This window comes from Luteimonas cucumeris (genome assembly GCF_007830035.1).
GTDB classification, from domain to species: domain Bacteria; phylum Pseudomonadota; class Gammaproteobacteria; order Xanthomonadales; family Xanthomonadaceae; genus Luteimonas_C; species Luteimonas_C cucumeris.
Genome location: NZ_VLKN01000002.1, coordinates 15,382 through 29,014, shown reverse-complemented (window position 1 = coordinate 29,014; position 13,633 = coordinate 15,382). Strand labels below are relative to the sequence as shown.

The window sequence follows — 13,633 nt, the reverse complement described above, 5'->3', positions numbered from 1 at the left end:
AATTTGATCCCTCGCCGCTGCGGTATGACAGGAAGAACTCATCGCCATGAATGCCGCTCCCAATCCAATTCCCGCCCGCATGCGCGGCCTCAACCGCGCCGAGATCTGCGACGTCAATTTCAGCGAGTTCGTGCGCGGCTGGCGCGGGCGCGCCCACAGCGCACCGGAGCCGGACGATGCGATCCTCGACGGCAGTTCGCTGGACGCACAGGGCTTTCGCGAACTGTTCGAATCGCAGCTGATCTCGCGCCATCTCGACCTGATGGCGCGCGTGCTGCGCGTGCAGAACAAGGTCTTCTACACCATCGGCAGCAGCGGCCACGAGGGCAACGCCATGGTCGCGCGGCTGGCACGGCATACCGATCCGGCCTTCCTGCACTATCGCAGCGGCGGCTTCATGGCCGAGCGCTTCCGCAAGCTGCCGGGCATGGACCCGGTGATGGATTCGGCGCTGTCGTTCGCTGCAAGCAAGGACGATCCCGCGTCCGGTGGCCGCCACAAGGTCTGGGGTAGCAAGCCTTTGTGGGTGCTGCCGCAGACCTCGACCATCGCCTCGCACCTGCCCAAGGCATTCGGCACCGCGGTCGCGATCGAGCAGGGCAGGCGCATCGGCCATGCGCTGCCGATTCCCGACGACAGCATCGCGATCTGTTCGTTCGGTGATGCCAGTTCCAATCACGCCACCGCGCAGACCGCGTTCAACGCCGCCGCCTGGACCGCGTACCAGAAACTGCCGGCTCCGGTGCTGTTCGTCTGCGAGGACAACGGCATCGGCATCTCGGTGAAGACGCCGAATGGCTGGGTGGCGCAGAACTTCCGCGACCGTCGCGACCTCGATTATTTCTATGCCGACGGGCTGGACCTGGCCGCCGGCTATGGCGACGTGCAGAAGGCCGTAGAGCATTGCCGACGCACGCGGCGGCCGACCTTTCTGCACCTGCGCACGACGCGGATCATGGGCCACGCCGGCACCGATTTCGAGATCGAATGGCGCAGCATCGAAGAGCTCTGCGCGGTCGAGGCGTCCGATCCGCTGTTGCGCAGCGCGTCGATCGCGCTGGAATCGGGATTGATGTCGAAGGACGACATCCTCGCCCTGTACGAAACGACGCGACAGAAATGCTTTGCCGCCGCCGAAGAGGCCGACAGCCGTCCGCGCCTGTCGACGCTGGCCGACGTCATGGCGCCGCTGGCTCCATATTCACCGGACAAGGTGCAGGCGGAGGCGACGCGCGCCGATTATTCCGATCGGCGTGCGGCGGTATTCGGCGGCGAGGAAAAACTGCCGGAGAAGCAGGCGCCGAAGCACCTGGCCATCCAGATCAACCAGGCCCTGCACGATCTGTTCTGCAAGTATCCGGAAGCGCTGCTGTTCGGCGAGGACGTGGCGCAGAAGGGCGGGGTGTACACGGTGACGAAGGGCCTGCACAAGGCTTTCGGCAACAAGCGCGTGTTCAATACACTGCTGGACGAGACCATCATCCTCGGCCTGGCCCAGGGCTACGCCAACATGGGCATGCTGCCGTTGCCGGAAATCCAGTACCTGGCCTATTTCCACAATGCCTGCGACCAGATCCGCGGCGAGGCGGCCAGCCTGCAGTTCTTCAGCAATGGCCAGTACCGCAACCCGATGCTGATGCGCATCGCTTCGCTGGGTTACCAGCGTGGCTTCGGCGGGCACTTCCACAACGACAACTCGATCACTGCGCTGCGCGACATTCCGGGCCTGGTCGTCGGCTGTCCGAGCCGCGGCGACGATGCGGCCACGATGTTGCGTACGCTGGCTGCACTGGCCAAGGTCGATGGCCGCGTCTGCGCTGTCCTCGAGCCGATCGCGCTGTACATGACCAAGGACCTGCATGAGCCGGGCGATGGCCAGTGGCTCACCGGCTATCCGTCGCCAGACCAGGCGATGACGCTGGGCGAGGGCCGTGTCTATGGCGACGGCAATGAGGATCTGGTCATCTTCACTTTCGGCAATGGCGTGCCGATGAGCTTGCGTGCCGCCCGCGCGATCGAGAACAAGCACGGCTGGAAGACGCGTGTGGTCGACCTGCGCTGGCTGGTGCCGCTCAACGAGGCCTACATCGTCGAGCAGGCGCGTACTGCCAAGCGCATCCTGATCGTCGACGAGGGCCGCCACAGCGCTGGCGTGGGCGAGGGCATCATCACGGCGATTGCCGAAGGCGGCCATGGCGCGCGCCCGTTCCGGCGCGTGGTCGGCGCCGACACTTTCACGCCGCTGGCGGGTGCGGCCTTCCTGGTGATTCCATCGGACGAGGAGATCATCGCCGCGGCCGACTCGCTCGCATGAGCCGCAACGGCCTTCGGAACGGAAATCGGGTCGTGCTTGACGTGACGCTTACGATGTCGCGCGCATAGTCCGGCTTCGATCCTCCGGAGCATGGTCATGAGCAAGACCCAGGTCGCATTGTTCGTCGGTAGCCTGCGCAAGGATTCTTTCAACCGCAAGCTGGCACGGGCCATCGAGAAGCTGGCGCCGGCGGACTACGGATTCACGCATGTCCGCATCGACGACCTGCCGCTTTACAACCAGGATTTCGACGACGATTACCCGGCCGAAGCCGCGCGGCTGAAGAAGGATGTGGAAGCCGCCGGCGCGCTGTTGTTCGTTACCCCGGAATACAATCGTTCGCTGCCGGGCGTGCTGAAGAATGCCATCGACATCGCCTCGCGTCCCTGGGGCAAGAATTCCTTCGCCGGCAAACCGGCCGGAGTGCTTGGGATTTCCATCGGCACGATCGGTACCGCACTGGCGCAGCAACACCTGCGCAACATCCTGGCCTACCTCGACGTGCCGACTCTGGGCCAACCGGAAGTTTTCGTGCAGATGAAGGATGGCCTGATCGATGACAACGGCAACATCGGCGACGACGGTACCCGCAAGTTTCTGCAGGGTTTCGTCGACAAATACGTGGCCTGGGTCGGCAAGCAGCGCGGGGCCTGACCCGATTTCACGCTACCTCCGCAGGATCTAGCGTGCGAGTCCGTCGAGCAGTGCCATCGGACGGAGCGCGATGCCGTCGGCATTGAGTTTGTCTTCCGGCGAATCCAGTGGCAGGACCGCGAGTGCCAGGAACTTCTGGTCCGATGCCGCGACGCTGACGATGCTGCCGAGCGCGCGTCCGTCGTCGCCGACCGACATGCCCGCAGCCGCCGGCGCTTCGCATTCGAACAGGGCCAGGCCGCGCTTGGCCTGGCCGAGGAAATGCGTGCGTGCCACGATCTCCTGTCCCGGATAGCAACCTTTCTTGACGCTGTAAGCCTGTAATCGGCCCAGCGAGAGCTGCTGCGGCGTCCATTGTTCCGACTGCGCCGCCGCCAGGCGTGGCAGGCCATGCGCCAGATCGACGGCAGCCCAGCGGGCGAGGGCAACCTCGTCCAGGATCGCGCCTGCGTCCTTCGTGACGCGCAGCGTGCGCGGACTGCCGGCAGCGCCCAGGTCGAGCTCGATATCGTGCTCGTCGCGGACGGCCAGTCGCGCACCGCGGGCGTGATCGGGACGTCCGAAGGCGCCGCTGACGAGCAGGTCTTCGCGGACGCGGACGGTCACCTTGCTGCGGAACACGAAGCGCTGCAGCCGCGCCGCGAGTTCCGCGGGATCGGCATCCTGCAGCAGCAGCCAGATACGCTCGTCATCGAGTTTCAGCAGAGCGAACAGCGCGATGACGCGCCCTTTCGGCGTCAGCCAGCCATTCCATTGCCATTGTCCGGCAGCCAGTGCCTTCACATCGTTCATGAATTGCGCCTGCGCGAAGGCAGCCGCATCACGCCCTTCGAGGGTGACGATGGAATGGTCGGCAAGGAGGAACGGCTGTGCTTGCAAGGTGCGTGGCTTGTCCGAAAAGTGGCTGGGAACTAGAATTGCTGGGTTGCGAGGCACCGGAATGATAGGCGAAACCGTCCCGACACCCGAACCGGAGCAGACCGAACAGTCCGTTCCGGCATCGACATCCGCCAGGGAAATCGGTGGCCGCGAAGGCCCTGATCCGACGCGGTATGGCGATTGGGAAAAGAACGGTCGCTGTATCGATTTCTGAGGCCTGCACTTTTCCCCGCTTGCGGGGAAAATCGGGGAAGGGGCGGCGCGCCGAAGATAGTGCGACTCCACTGCTCCAGCCCTCTGCCCGGTACGGCAGAGGGCGTTCGTACCGTCAGCCACGCGGCCCCGGCCGCCCAGCGAGAGAAGAGCCGCACGATGGCGAATCGCGAACGTCCCCTGTCACCGTTCATGCTCGGGCAGACCTATCGTTTGCAGATCACCACGGTGATGTCCTTCCTGCATCGCCTGACCGGCCTCGCGCTTGCCGCAGGCGCTTTCGGCTTGGCCTGGTGGCTGCTGGCACTGGCCGCTGGCGGCGACAGCTACGCGAACCTGGCCACATGCCTGGCATCGCCGCTCGGCAAGCTTGCGCTGTTCGGTTTCACCGCCTGCCTGGTCTACCACCTGTTCAACGGCATTCGCCACCTGCTGTGGGACGCTGGTCGCGGCTTCGACATTCCGGCGGTCTATCGCTCCGGATATACCGTCGCGGTGCTGACGGTCCTGGTTACCGCGGCGATCTGGTTCTTGGCATTGCGGGGTGGCGCATGAGCGGATCACGCCAACAGGAAGTACGCGCGCGCGACCTGAGGACGCCGATCGCACGTGCCCGCGGCCTGGGTTCGGCCAAATCCGGCACCGACCACTTCTGGTGGCAGCGGGTGACCGCGATCGCGCTGGCCGTGCTGGTGCCATGGCTGGTGTACCTGCTGGTGTCGCTGGTCGGCGCCGATCTCGACGCCGCGCGCGCCATGATCGCAAGGCCATGGAATGCGATCCTGCTGGCGGTGTTCATGCTGGCGCTGTTCTGGCACGCCAAGCTCGGCCTGCAGGTGGTCATCGAAGACTATGTCCATACCCGCACGCTGGAAGTGGCGTCGCAACTCCTTGTCACCCTGGCCTGCGTGGTTGGCGCGTTTGCGTCGCTGTACGCGATCGGCCGCATCGCGCTGATGGCCTGAATACATGAAGACCGCTTATCCCATTACCGAACACAAGTACGACATGATCGTGGTCGGCGCCGGCGGCGCCGGGTTGCGCGCCACGTTCGGCCTTGCGCAGAAGGGCCTGCAGACGGCGTGCATCACCAAGGTATTCCCGACGCGTTCGCATACCGTCGCGGCGCAGGGCGGCATCTCCGCCGCGCTCGGCAACATGGGCGAGGACGACTGGCGCTTCCACTTCTACGACACGATCAAGGGCTCGGACTGGCTGGGCGACCAGGACGCGATCGAGTACATGTGCAAGGAAGCGATCCCGGCGATCATCGAGCTCGAACACCAGGGCGTGCCGTTCAGCCGTACCGAAGACGGCAAGATCTACCAGCGCCCGTTCGGCGGCATGACCACGCATTACGGCCAGGGCACCGCGCAGCGCACCTGCGCCGCGGCCGACCGCACCGGCCACGCGATCCTGCATACGCTGTATCAGCAATCGCTGAAGCATGACGCGCGTTTCATGATCGAATACTTCGCGCTCGACCTGATCATGGACGAGCAGGGCGCCTGCCGCGGCGTGCTGGCATTGGATATGGCCGAAGGTACCCTGCACCTGTTCCGCGCGCAGGGCGTGGTATTGGCCACCGGCGGCTACGGTCGCGCCTATTTCAGCGCCACTTCCGCCCACACCTGCACCGGCGACGGTGGCGGCATGGCGCTGCGTGCCGGCCTCGGCCTGCAGGACATGGAGTTCGTGCAGTTCCATCCGACCGGCATCTACGGTGCCGGCTGCCTGATCACCGAAGGCGTGCGCGGCGAAGGCGGCATCCTGCGCAACAGCAACGGCGAGCGCTTCATGGAGCGCTACGCGCCCAACGCCAAGGACCTGGCTTCGCGCGACGTGGTCAGCCGCTCGATGACCATCGAAATCCGCGAAGGCCGCGGCGTGGGCGAGCACAAGGACCACATCCACCTGGACCTGACCCATCTCGATCCGAAGGACATCCACGAGAAGCTGCCGGGCATCGCCGAGAGCGCGCGCATCTTCGCTGGCGTCGACGTCGAGACGCAGCCGATCCCGGTGATCCCGACCGTGCACTACAACATGGGTGGCATCCCGACCAACTACCACGGCGAAGTGGTGCAGCTGAAGAACGGCAACCCCGACGCGGTGGTGCCGGGCCTGTACGCGATCGGCGAGGCGGCCTGCGTATCGGTGCACGGCGCCAACCGGCTGGGCTCGAACTCGCTGCTCGACCTGGTGGTGTTTGGCCGCGCCGTCGCCAACCGTTGCGCCGAAACGATCAAGCCGGGCCAGAGCCATGGCAAGCTCGCCGCCGATGCCTGCGACCGGTCGCTGGCCAACCTCGACAAGCTGCGCAACGCCAATGGCGGCACGCCGACGGCGGTGATTCGCGACAAGATGCAGCGCACCATGCAGGCCGACGCTGCCGTGTTCCGCACCGGCGAGACGTTGTCCGATGGTGTCAGGAAGATCCGCGAGATCCACGCCTCGTTCGCCGACGTCAAGGTCAGCGATCGTTCGATGGTGTGGAACTCAGACTTGATCGAAACCTTCGAGCTGCAGAACCTGCTGGGTCAGGCCCTCGCCACGATCGTTTCCGCCGAGAACCGCACCGAGTCCCGCGGCGCGCATGCGCGCGAGGACTTCCCGGACCGCGACGACCAGCAGTGGCAGAAGCACACGCTGTGCCGGGTCGACGATGCCGGCAAGACCAGCATCGATTACCGGCCGGTGCACATGGTTACGCTCACCGATGAAGTGGACGTGGTGCCGCCGAAGCCGCGGGTGTACTAAAGGCCGTGATTGGTGATTCGCGATGGGTGATTCGTAGAAGCAGTCGTCGCGAATCGCCGTTCCGAATCACTGATCACTAATCACGAATCACGGATCTCAAATGGCCGAATTCACTCTTCCCAAGAACTCCAAGGTCCAGAAGGGCAGGCATTTCGCTGCCGCCGGCGCGACGCGTGCGCGTACCTTCAAGGTGTACCGCTGGAGTCCCGACGACGACCAGAACCCGCGCACCGACACCTACGAGGTCGACCTCGACAAGTGCGGGCCGATGGTTCTGGACGCGTTGATCAAGATCAAGAACGAGATCGATCCGACACTGACATTCCGCCGTTCGTGCCGCGAAGGCATCTGCGGCAGCTGCGCGATGAACATCGACGGCACCAACACGCTGGCCTGCACCAAGGCGATATCGGATTGCGGCAAGAATGAAGTGCCGATCTATCCGCTGCCGCACATGGAAGTGGTCAAGGACCTGGTGCCTGACCTGACCCATTTCTACGCGCAATACGCATCGATCCAGCCATGGATCCGCACCCAGAGCGCACCGCCGCCGGATCGCGAGCGGCTGCAGTCGAAGGAAGACCGCGCCAAGCTCGACGGCCTGTACGAATGCATCCTGTGCGCGTGCTGCTCGACCTCGTGTCCGAGCTACTGGTGGAACGGCGACCGTTACCTCGGCCCGGCCGTGCTGCTGCAGGCCTACCGCTGGATCATCGACAGCCGCGACGAGGACACCGGCGCGCGCCTGGACGACCTCGAGGATCCGTTCAAGCTGTATCGCTGTCATACCATCATGAACTGCGCGCGGACCTGCCCGAAGGGATTGAACCCGGCCAAGGCGATCGGTGAGATCAAGCAGTTGATGCTGGCGCGTCGCGGCTGAGTTCCGTGCCCTCTCGACACACGCTGCCGAGTCCACTGTTTCCATCCTTGCTGTCATCCCGTCCCTCGCTGTCATCCCGAACGAAGTGAGGGACCTGTTTTTCCTTCCCTCGAACCATAGCGATCGCACCCGCCGTACCTTGCAACCCACACGAGGCAACGCATGAACGCCAACGCGATCTTCCTCCCCGCGCTGGCAATGGTCGCGCTGACCCTCGTGGTCTGGTTGCGGATGTTCTTCATGCGCGTCGGGCAGATGAAGCGCGAGCGCATCCATCCGCAGGCAGTGGCAACTTCCGCGCAGGCCACTGCACGCCTCACCGACAGTCGTGCCGCGGATAACTTCCGCAACCTGTTCGAACTGCCGGTGCTGTTCTACCTGGCGCTGGTCGTTGCTGCGCTGACCGGGTCGGTCACGACGGCCATGCTGGCGTTTGCCTGGCTGTTCGTCGCGCTGCGGGTGGTGCATAGCGCTATCCAATGCAGCTACAACAAGGTCATGCACCGCTTCTACGCTTATCTGGCCAGCGGAGTGGTGCTGTGGGCGCTGTGGGCCTGCCTGGCGCTGCGCCTGCTGCCGTGAGCGACGACGCGCAGCTGAAACGCCTGCGCTGGCGCTGTCGCCGTGGCATGCGCGAGCTCGACCAGCTGATGCTGCGCTACCTGGATCGGCAATGGGCGCAGGATTCCGACGCGCAACGCGGCGTTTTCCTACAACTGCTGGACTGCGAGGACGATAAGCTCTGGCGCTGGTTCATGGGCTACGACACTCCCGACGATGTCCAGATCGCCACGCTCGTCCAACGCATCCGTCAGCTGCCGCCTTGAATGGCGACCATCGCGCTGGCTGGTCGGCGCGATCCTCCTGCTCGGCGTGCTCGCCATGTTGTCGGTGCTGGTATCGGAGATGCCGCGTGCCTGGGCCTGGCCGCTGGCGTTGCTAGCACTCGGTCATGCGACCCGGTCGGCGCGGAACGAAGCGCGAAAACCGACGCAGGCCTGGTGCTGGCCCGGTAACGACCGGCCACCTACGGTCGATGGCGACATTGCGAACGACCTGGTCATCACATGGCGTGGCCCGTGGGCCTTCGTCCGTTGGCGAGACACGCGCGGGCGGATCCGGCGCCAGAGTTGGTGGCCGGACACGCTGCCGCCGGCGCGCCGACGTGAACTGCGTCTGGCCGCGGCCGCGGCGCAGACTTCGCCGTACGGGCCTTCGATGGCACCATAGCCGCTTCGTCCGGCTTGAAACGGCTGGCAATGCCAATCCGCTGACTGGAACCTGATGTTCAAACCCATCCCTGTTGCCATCGGCCTGCGCTACCTGCGCGCGAAGCGCCGCAACGGCTTCATTTCCTTCATTTCACTGGCCTCGATCCTCGGCATCGCGCTGGGCGTGGCCGCGCTGATCACCACGCTGGCGGTGATGAGCGGATTCCAGCGCGAGATCCGCGACCGCATGCTGCAGATGGCCGCGCATGCGACGGTCAGTGCCGACGGCGAGGTGATGCAGGACTGGCAGCAGGCGGTGCGACTGGCGATGGAGGACAAGCGCGTTGCCGGTGCCGCACCTTATATCGATGCGCAGGCGCTGCTGACCGGGCCGCGCAAGCAGCCGGCGATCGTCCGCGGCGTGGTGCCGTCGGAGGAAGGCAAGGTGTCGGTGCTGGCCGAGAAGATGGTCCAGGGCAAGCTCGACCAGCTCACGCCTGGCAGCTTCAACATCGTGCTGGGTAAGGAACTGGCCTTGTGGCTGGGTGTCGGGGTCGGCGACAAGATCGTCGTGCTGACCGACGTCCGCGCCACGCCGATGGGCGCGATCCAGCAACTCAAGCGTTTCACCGTCAGCGGCCTGTTCGAGGCCGGTTACCAGGAATACGACAAGAACCTCGCCATCGCCAACCTGCAGGACATGCAGCGCGTGCTGCGCAGTGGCGACGGCGTCACCGGCGTGCGCCTGAAGCTGCACGACATGAATTTGTCGTGGGAAGTCGCGCGCGACCTGGCGGTACGGCTGGGAGGCGGCTACAACGTCAGCGACTGGAGCAGCGAGAACGCCAACATGTTCCGCGCGCTGAAGCTGGAGAAGACGATGATGGCGATCCTGCTGTCGCTGATCATCGCCATGGGTGCCTTCAACCTGGTGTCGTCGCAGGTGATGCTGGTCACCGACAAGCAGGCGGACATCGCGATCCTGCGCACGCTCGGCCTGGCACCGAAGGGCGTGATGCAGATCTTCATGGTGCAGGGCACGCTGATCGGGGTGATGGGTACCGTGATGGGCGTGGTCGGCGGCATCCTGCTGACCTTGAACCTGGAACACATCCTGCGCGCGATCGAGCGTGTGTTCTCCGTGCAACTGATGCCGGAGGACGTGTATTACATCACCGGACTTCCGACCGAGCTGCAGTCCAGCGACGTGGTCACGATCGCGATCGTCGCGCTGGTGATGAGCTTCCTGGCGACCATCTACCCCGCCTGGCGCGCCTCGCGCACGGCACCGGCGGAGGCGTTGCGTTATGAGTGAGGGCCGGGACTCGGGGTTCGGGATTCGGGAATCCGAGGTGCAGCCGCATGCGGAAGTGCTGCGTGCCGATGGGTTGGCCAAGACCTATGCCGAAGGCAAACTGCGCACGCCGGTATTCGATGGCCTGCACCTGGACGTGGCCGCTGGAGAAACGGTCGCCATCGTCGGCGCTTCGGGCGCCGGCAAGAGCACCTTGCTGCACCTGCTGGGCGGACTGGACACGCCCACGGCGGGCGAAGTCTATGTCGCCGGGCAGAAGATGTCGGCGCTGTCGGACGCGGCGCGCGGTGCGTTGCGCAACCGCGCGCTGGGCTTCATCTATCAGTTTCATCACCTGCTGCCGGAATTCACCGCGCTGGAGAACGTGATGCTGCCGGTGCTGTTGAATGGCACCACGGTTCCCGACGCTTCATCGCGTGCGAAATCGCTGCTGGAAGCGGTCGGCCTCGGCCACCGGCTGGAACACAAGCCGGGCGAACTGTCCGGTGGCGAACGCCAGCGCGCGGCGGTCGCACGTGCGCTGGTCAACCGCCCGGCCTGCGTGCTCGGCGACGAACCTACTGGCAATCTCGACGAGAAGACGGCAGCCACGGTGTTCGAACTGATGCTGGAACTCAACCGCGCCGAGCGGACCAGCCTGGTGATGGTCACCCACGATCGCCGCCTGGCACGGCGCCTGGATCGCGTGCTCGAGCTGCACGAAGGCAGGCTCAGGGAGTTGCCGGCCGACGAGGTGTGAGGCATGACGGAACGGCGGATGACGTCCGCTCCAGTCACCCAGCTGCCGTCGGATCCGTGTTCGACGAGAACGTCTTGCGACAGCTGCAGACGTTCGCCATCGATGCGCTCGATGCGCTCAGCCACTCCTTTACAGCCGTCGCAATGGAGCCGGGCCGCGTACTTTCCGCGGTCAGACTTTTCCTATGTCACGCTGGCGTGCCGGCTGATGGAAACGGCCGCGGCCAGGCGCGACATTGGCCTCAACGCGTATCGCGGATCGGATCATGTCCACAGGCAAGGGAATTGCCGCGGCTCCTTTCGGGCTGGCTGCTGCCATCGCGCTGCTGGCAGGCATTGGTGCCTGCCTGTCGTTGCCGGCGCTCCTGCCGCCTGTCCTGTCTGCGATCATCCTGTTGGCCGGCATCGCGTGGTGGTGGCGCGGCCAGCGCCTGCGCCTGCGCCTGCTCGGGCCGTTGTTGGCTGGGTTTGCCTGGGCCGGGCTGCATGCGTCGGTCGTGCTGTCGGCGCAGTTGCCGCTGGCATGGGAACACCGCGACCTGGTCATCGAAGGCCGCATCGTCGGCTTGCCCGAAGCGGAGCCACGGCGCACCCGCTTCCGCTTCCGCGTCGATGACAACGATGCGCAACCGGCGCCGCTGCGCGGCAAGCGGCTGCAGTTGTCCTGGTACGACGATTTCGGTACGTATGAGCCGGGACCGCGTACCGCCCTTGCCGCAGGTACGCGCTGGCGAATGAGCGTGAAGCTGCGCGCGCCGCGTGGCTTGCGCAATCCCGGTGGCTTCGACAGCGAGCGCCACGCGCTGGCCCAGCGCATCGCCGCCACCGGCCATGTGCGCGATCCGGGGACGGCGCGTGAACTGTCCTCGCCCGAAGGGATCGATGCCTGGCGCGAACGGATGTCGCGCAGCATCGCCACGCAGGTGCCGCGGCCATCCTCGCGCTTCGTGCGTGCGCTGGCCCTGGGCGATACCCAGGCGCTGGCGGACGAGGACTGGGAAATCCTGCGCGCGACCGGGCTCACCCACCTGATCGCGATTTCCGGTTTTCATGTCGGTCTGGTTTCCGGATTCTTCGCCTTGCTTGCCGGCGGTGTATGGCGTCTGTGGCCGTCGCTGGCGCGATGCGTGCCGCGATCACAGGCGGCGGGTGTCGCAGCACTGCTGGGTGCGATCGTCTATGCGGCCGTCGCCGGGTTCGCCTTGCCGACCCTGCGCACAGTGTTGATGATCGCCGCCGTGGTGGCCGCGCGCTTGTGGCGGCGGCCGCAACCCGTTGCCACTGCACTGGCGCTGGCGGTGATGGCGTTGCTGCTGATCGATCCGTTGTCGCCGCTCGCACCGGGTTTCTGGCTCAGCTTCCTGGGGGTCGCCTGGCTGTTGTGGTGCCTGCCGCATGCGTCCGGCAGCTCATCGTCGACATCGCCGCTGAAGGACTTCTTCGGTGCGCAGGGCGTCGCCACGCTGGGCCTGCTGCCGTTGACGGTAGCGCTGTTCGGCCAGGCATCCCTGGCCGGTCCTTTCGCGAACCTGCTGGCGGTGCCGTGGTGGAGTCTGGTGGTGGTGCCGCTGTCGCTGCTCGGCCTCGCGGCCGAAGGATTGCATGCGGGTTTCGGCGGGTGGTTCTGGCGGCTCGCCGCACAGGCCTTCGACCTGAGTTGGCCGTTGTTCGAAACGCTGGCCGGAACCGGCATCGCCATGCGCTGGCTTCCGGAAGCGGCATGGCATGCGTTGCCGCTGGCACTGCTCGGCGCGTTCTGGCTGCTGCTGCCGCGTGGTGTACCGGGCAAGCCGCTGGCATTGCTGCTGTGGTTGCCCTTGCTGTGGCCGCCACGTGGGCTGCCGGCTCTTGGCGAGGCAGAACTGGTCGTGATGGATGTCGGCCAAGGCCTGGCGGTGCTGGTGCGTACCTCGCGCCACGCCTTGTTGTACGACATGGGTCCGGCGGTGCGCGACGGGTTCGATGCCGGCGAGCGCGCAGTGGTGCCGGCATTGCATGCGCTGGGCGTGACGCGCCTGGATCGGCTCGTGGTCAGTCATGCCGACAACGATCACGCTGGCGGGCTGGAGGCGGTTCGCCGCACCCTGCCATCGCCAATTACGCTCGCGCCGGATGGCGCCGGGCTGCCACGGACGCAGCCGTGCCTCGCCGGCACGCGATGGCGCTGGGACGGCGTGACGTTCCGCATCCTGCATCCGCCGCCGGATTTTCCGTATCTGGGCAACGAAGCCAGCTGCGTCATCCGGATCGAAACCGCGCATGGCGCGGCACTGCTGACCGGCGACATCGGCGAGGTGATCGAAAGCCGCCTGCTGGGCCGCGATCCCGCTGGCGTACGTGCCGACGTGGTGCTGATGGCGCATCACGGCAGTCGCAGTTCCTCGGATCCGGCTTTCGTCGCGGCCACCGGCGCGCGCCATGTGCTGGTGTCGGCTGGCTACGGCAACCGCTTCCGCCATCCGAATGCGGCCGTGATCGAACGCTGGCAACGTGCCGGTGCCGTTGTCCACTCGACCATCGACGGCGGCACCTTGCGGATCAGGCTGGCCGCAGCGGGCATTTCCATGCAGGTCCGTCGCCAGATGCAGCCGCGCCTGTGGGACGCGACCCGGCAGCGCGAGCAGGTATCCTATCGCCAGGATTGAACGCGGCCCGATGTGCCGGAA

14 protein-coding genes are annotated in these 13,633 nt (G+C 65.7%); 13 read left to right on the top strand and 1 reads right to left on the bottom strand.

The features are described 5' to 3' along the window. Window positions 1–46 precede the first annotated feature (46 nt). Both IP90_RS03240 and IP90_RS03235 read left to right on the top strand, forming a co-directional pair. Window positions 47–2,314, top strand: coding sequence for a thiamine pyrophosphate-dependent enzyme (locus IP90_RS03240; RefSeq protein ID WP_144898204.1), 2,268 nt, complete (start codon window positions 47–49; stop codon window positions 2,312–2,314). A gap of 96 nt (window positions 2,315–2,410) precedes the next feature. Beyond that, window positions 2,411–2,968 (top strand): NADPH-dependent FMN reductase, encoded by a 558-nt coding sequence (locus IP90_RS03235; protein WP_144898203.1) that lies wholly within the window; start codon window positions 2,411–2,413, stop codon window positions 2,966–2,968. A 27-nt stretch (window positions 2,969–2,995) separates the two neighbouring features. Here the strand turns inward: IP90_RS03235 and ygfZ are convergent, their stop codons facing one another. Next, the gene (ygfZ, locus tag IP90_RS03230) at window positions 2,996–3,847 is read right to left on the bottom strand and encodes a CAF17-like 4Fe-4S cluster assembly/insertion protein YgfZ (protein ID WP_484496916.1); all 852 of its coding nucleotides are present in this window, start codon (window positions 3,845–3,847) and stop codon (window positions 2,996–2,998) included. Here ygfZ and IP90_RS16930 point away from each other — a divergent pair. The 11 genes from IP90_RS16930 (at window position 3,759) to IP90_RS03175 (ending at window position 13,612) form a co-directional block, all read left to right on the top strand. Next, a complete protein-coding gene (locus IP90_RS16930; protein ID WP_484496915.1) occupies window positions 3,759–4,061 on the top strand; it encodes a DUF1674 domain-containing protein in 303 nt (100 codons plus the stop codon). The two genes, ygfZ and IP90_RS16930, sit on opposite strands and share 89 nt — an antisense overlap. Before the next feature lie 158 nt (window positions 4,062–4,219). Then, window positions 4,220–4,615 carry a succinate dehydrogenase, cytochrome b556 subunit gene (gene sdhC / locus IP90_RS03220; RefSeq protein WP_144898202.1) on the top strand — a complete coding sequence of 132 codons (396 nt, stop codon included), beginning with the start codon at window positions 4,220–4,222 and terminating at the stop codon, window positions 4,613–4,615. Then, entirely contained in the window at window positions 4,612–5,025 is a 414-nt protein-coding gene (gene sdhD / locus IP90_RS03215; RefSeq protein WP_144898201.1) for a succinate dehydrogenase, hydrophobic membrane anchor protein, read from the top strand. Before sdhC ends, sdhD begins: the two co-directional genes overlap by 4 nt. Before the next feature lie 4 nt (window positions 5,026–5,029). Continuing rightward, window positions 5,030–6,820 (top strand): succinate dehydrogenase flavoprotein subunit, encoded by a 1,791-nt coding sequence (sdhA, locus tag IP90_RS03210; protein WP_144898200.1) that lies wholly within the window; start codon window positions 5,030–5,032, stop codon window positions 6,818–6,820. Window positions 6,821–6,920: 100 nt separating this feature from the next. Next, complete coding sequence (locus IP90_RS03205) at window positions 6,921–7,703, top strand: succinate dehydrogenase iron-sulfur subunit (RefSeq protein WP_144898199.1); 783 nt, start codon at window positions 6,921–6,923, stop codon at window positions 7,701–7,703. Between the two features lie 162 nt (window positions 7,704–7,865). After that, a complete protein-coding gene (locus IP90_RS03200; protein ID WP_144898198.1) occupies window positions 7,866–8,285 on the top strand; it encodes an MAPEG family protein in 420 nt (139 codons plus the stop codon). Next, a complete protein-coding gene (locus tag IP90_RS03195) occupies window positions 8,282–8,530 on the top strand; it encodes an FAD assembly factor SdhE (RefSeq protein WP_199753381.1) in 249 nt (82 codons plus the stop codon). Before IP90_RS03200 ends, IP90_RS03195 begins: the two co-directional genes overlap by 4 nt. Next, window positions 8,481–8,933: a hypothetical protein gene (locus IP90_RS03190; RefSeq protein WP_144898196.1), complete on the top strand. Its 453-nt coding sequence runs from the start codon at window positions 8,481–8,483 to the stop codon at window positions 8,931–8,933. The genes IP90_RS03195 and IP90_RS03190 overlap by 50 nt, the downstream gene beginning before the upstream one ends. A 54-nt stretch (window positions 8,934–8,987) precedes the next feature. Then, on the top strand, window positions 8,988–10,229 hold the full coding sequence (locus IP90_RS03185) for a lipoprotein-releasing ABC transporter permease subunit (protein WP_144898195.1): 1,242 nt from the start codon (window positions 8,988–8,990) through the stop codon (window positions 10,227–10,229). 55 nt (window positions 10,230–10,284) lie between these two features. Then, window positions 10,285–10,968, top strand: coding sequence for a lipoprotein-releasing ABC transporter ATP-binding protein LolD (gene lolD / locus IP90_RS03180; RefSeq protein ID WP_484496917.1), 684 nt, complete (start codon window positions 10,285–10,287; stop codon window positions 10,966–10,968). 265 nt (window positions 10,969–11,233) lie between these two features. After that, window positions 11,234–13,612 (top strand): DNA internalization-related competence protein ComEC/Rec2, encoded by a 2,379-nt coding sequence (locus tag IP90_RS03175; RefSeq protein WP_144898193.1) that lies wholly within the window; start codon window positions 11,234–11,236, stop codon window positions 13,610–13,612. Window positions 13,613–13,633: the final 21 nt, after the last annotated feature.

Coding starts and splice junctions, on each gene's coding strand:
- IP90_RS03200 (WP_144898198.1), top strand. CDS start 7,866: ATGAACGCCAACGCGATCTTCCTCCCCGCGCTGGCAATGGTCGCGCTG.
- IP90_RS03205 (WP_144898199.1), top strand. CDS start 6,921: ATGGCCGAATTCACTCTTCCCAAGAACTCCAAGGTCCAGAAGGGCAGG.
- IP90_RS03190 (WP_144898196.1), top strand. CDS start 8,481: ATGTCCAGATCGCCACGCTCGTCCAACGCATCCGTCAGCTGCCGCCTT.
- IP90_RS03235 (WP_144898203.1), top strand. CDS start 2,411: ATGAGCAAGACCCAGGTCGCATTGTTCGTCGGTAGCCTGCGCAAGGAT.
- IP90_RS16930 (WP_484496915.1), top strand. CDS start 3,759: ATGAATTGCGCCTGCGCGAAGGCAGCCGCATCACGCCCTTCGAGGGTG.
- sdhD (WP_144898201.1), top strand. CDS start 4,612: ATGAGCGGATCACGCCAACAGGAAGTACGCGCGCGCGACCTGAGGACG.
- sdhC (WP_144898202.1), top strand. CDS start 4,220: ATGGCGAATCGCGAACGTCCCCTGTCACCGTTCATGCTCGGGCAGACC.
- IP90_RS03175 (WP_144898193.1), top strand. CDS start 11,234: ATGTCCACAGGCAAGGGAATTGCCGCGGCTCCTTTCGGGCTGGCTGCT.
- IP90_RS03240 (WP_144898204.1), top strand. CDS start 47: ATGAATGCCGCTCCCAATCCAATTCCCGCCCGCATGCGCGGCCTCAAC.
- IP90_RS03185 (WP_144898195.1), top strand. CDS start 8,988: ATGTTCAAACCCATCCCTGTTGCCATCGGCCTGCGCTACCTGCGCGCG.
- sdhA (WP_144898200.1), top strand. CDS start 5,030: ATGAAGACCGCTTATCCCATTACCGAACACAAGTACGACATGATCGTG.